Source organism: Neisseria sp. P0022.S010, from assembly GCF_051956635.1.
Genome location: NZ_JBQCXF010000452.1, coordinates 1 through 2,406, shown reverse-complemented (window position 1 = coordinate 2,406; position 2,406 = coordinate 1). Strand labels below are relative to the sequence as shown.

Here is a 2,406-nt window from a genome sequence, read left to right as displayed (position 1 = left end):
TTTTTTGGCATGTCCGCCCATGCGCACGGCAGGGCAGCGGCAAGGATGGTGTCGGCGAGGGCGGAGAGCTGGTCGGAGAGGGATTCTACCGTCCACCGTCCGGCGAGGTCTTGGACGGCGAGGCGGAAGACTTGGGCGTGTTGGAAGCGGCGCAGGGTGTCCATTTGCGCTTCGGTGTCGCCGCCGCAGGCTTTGAGGTCGTCTGAAAGGGCGGCGGCGAGGACTTGCCAGTCGAACGCGGTATCCAAAAGCTGGGCGCTGATGAGTTCGTCCAGCAGAATCGGATATTTGCTCAGATATGCCGCCACCCATGAGCTTTGGCTCATAATCTGCGCCAGTTGCGCCAAGGTTTGCGGATGTTCGTTGAGAAAGGCGAGATAGGCGGAGCGGCGGCTGATGTTTTCGAGGAAGTCAAGCAACCGCATCAGCGTATCGGTCGGGTTGTTTTGCTCTGCCGCCGCCTGTACGAACAGCGGCACAATGGCGTCAAAACGAGGCTGGGCGTGTGCGGAGAGATGGCGGTATTTATGACCGTTGCGGATTTGGTCGAGCCTTGCGGCGATGGTTTCGGCATCGAACCCGTGTTCTTTCAGACGGCCTTGCCGCTCTTCTTCGTCGGGCTTGTCCTGCCATGCCCACTGCCATTCGCTATTGTCGGGGGTTTGCTCTTCGGGTTCGCTCAAAATTTCATTGAACAACTGATTGACCTTGTTCCGATGAACGTTGAGGCCGTCTGAAAAGGCGGCATAGCTGTCGAAGCCCATGCTTTCGGCGAGCAGTTGCTGCTGTTCGGGCGAGGAGGGCAGGGTTTGGGTTTGCTGGTCGTCCCAGTATTGCAGGCGGTGTTCGACATCGCGCAGGAAGCGGTAGGCGGCAAGCAGGGTTTCAACGTTTTCAGACGGCATGATGCCCAGTTCGGCAAGTTTCTTCAGCGTTTCCTGCGTGCCTTTCAATTGCAGCGCACGCATTTGGCCGCCGCGTATCATCTGAAAAATCTGGGCGATAAATTCGACTTCGCGGATGCCGCCCGCGCCGAGTTTGATGTTGTCCGCCATGCCTTTTTTGCTGACTTCGCTGCGGATTTGGCGGTGCAGGTTGCGCATTGCTTCATACGCGCTGTAATCCAGATATTTGCGGAACACGAAGGGGCGCACCAGCGATTTGATGTCGTTCGGATACGGCGTCACCACGCGGCCTTTGCACCACGCATAGCGTTCCCATTCGCGCCCCTGCGTAATCAAATATTGCTCCAGCGCGGTTTCGCTCAATACCAGCGCGCCCGAATCGCCGTCCGGCCGCAGCCGCATATCGACGCGGAACACCTGCCCGTCGGCGGTAATGTCGTTCAGCAGCGAAATCAGTTTCTGCCCGACTTTGGTGAAAAACTCCTGATTGCCCCGTTCGCGCCTGCCGTCGGTATCGCCCGATTCGGGATAGACGAAAATCAAATCGATGTCGGAAGACACATTCAACTCATAGCCGCCCGCCTTGCCCATCGCCACCACGCTCAAATGCTGCGGCGATTTGGTATAACGCCCGATCGGCGTGCCGTACATGTCCCGATAATAGGCATAGGCAAAATCCAGCGCGGTATTGACGGCAAAATCGGCAAACAGCGTAATCGTGCGGGTTACTTCGTTCAAATCGCTGATGCGGTTTATATCGCGCACGATAATCTGCGACACCACATAACGGCGCAACTCGCGCAACTGCCGCGCCAATTCTTCCTCATTTTCTTCCGCGCGGATTTTGTCCCAGTCGGCAAAGGCTTGAAAATCAGCTTCGGTCAAAACCTTATCCAGCATGGGCAGGAAGATTTCAGGCTTGAGTTTGCCGGAATCAAGGTTGCGAGCGAGAAAAAGGGAATAACGGCGGGCAGTATCGAGGCGGTTCATAATCTTTGTCTGAATAAACAGAAAAGACCATCATAGCAAGGTTTCAGGCCGTCTGAAACCCACGCTTTCCCCTATCCGTGCAATCGGCTAAAATACCAACCTTTACAACCCCCACATAAGGAAACCGCCATGACCCGTATGGTTCACTGCGTCAAACTCGGCAAAGAAGCCGAAGGCATGAAATTTCCGCCGCTGCCCAACGAATTGGGCAAACGCATTTTTGAAAACGTTTCCCAAGAAGCATGGATGGCTTGGACCCGTCACCAAACTATGCTGATCAACGAAAACCGCTTAAGCCTTGCCGACCCCCGCGCACGCGAATACCTCGCCCAGCAGATGGAACAATACTTCTTCGGCGACGGTGCAGATGCCGTACAAGGCTATGTTCCGCAAGAGCCTAAATAAGCATTGAAAAGCCAAGGCCGTCTGAAACCCGATTTTCAGACGGCCTTTAAAATTCCCGATTGCCCCGCATATTAGGCAAATAGAACAGATAAATCATACAAACCCA

The 2,406-nt window shown here is 55.2% G+C and carries 2 protein-coding genes; one reads left to right on the top strand and one right to left on the bottom strand.

The annotated features are described in order from the left end of the window. Positions 1–1,895, bottom strand: a 1,895-nt coding sequence (gene glnE, locus ACTHUT_RS18050) for a bifunctional [glutamate--ammonia ligase]-adenylyl-L-tyrosine phosphorylase/[glutamate--ammonia-ligase] adenylyltransferase (protein ID WP_440419290.1), incomplete at its 3' end; no start/stop codon positions are given. Positions 1,896–2,024: 129 nt separating this feature from the next. On the opposite strand from glnE, the gene ACTHUT_RS18045 reads away from it, so the two are divergent. Further along, positions 2,025–2,300 (top strand): oxidative damage protection protein, encoded by a 276-nt coding sequence (locus ACTHUT_RS18045; protein ID WP_003682648.1) that lies wholly within the window; start codon positions 2,025–2,027, stop codon positions 2,298–2,300. Positions 2,301–2,406 lie beyond the last annotated feature (106 nt).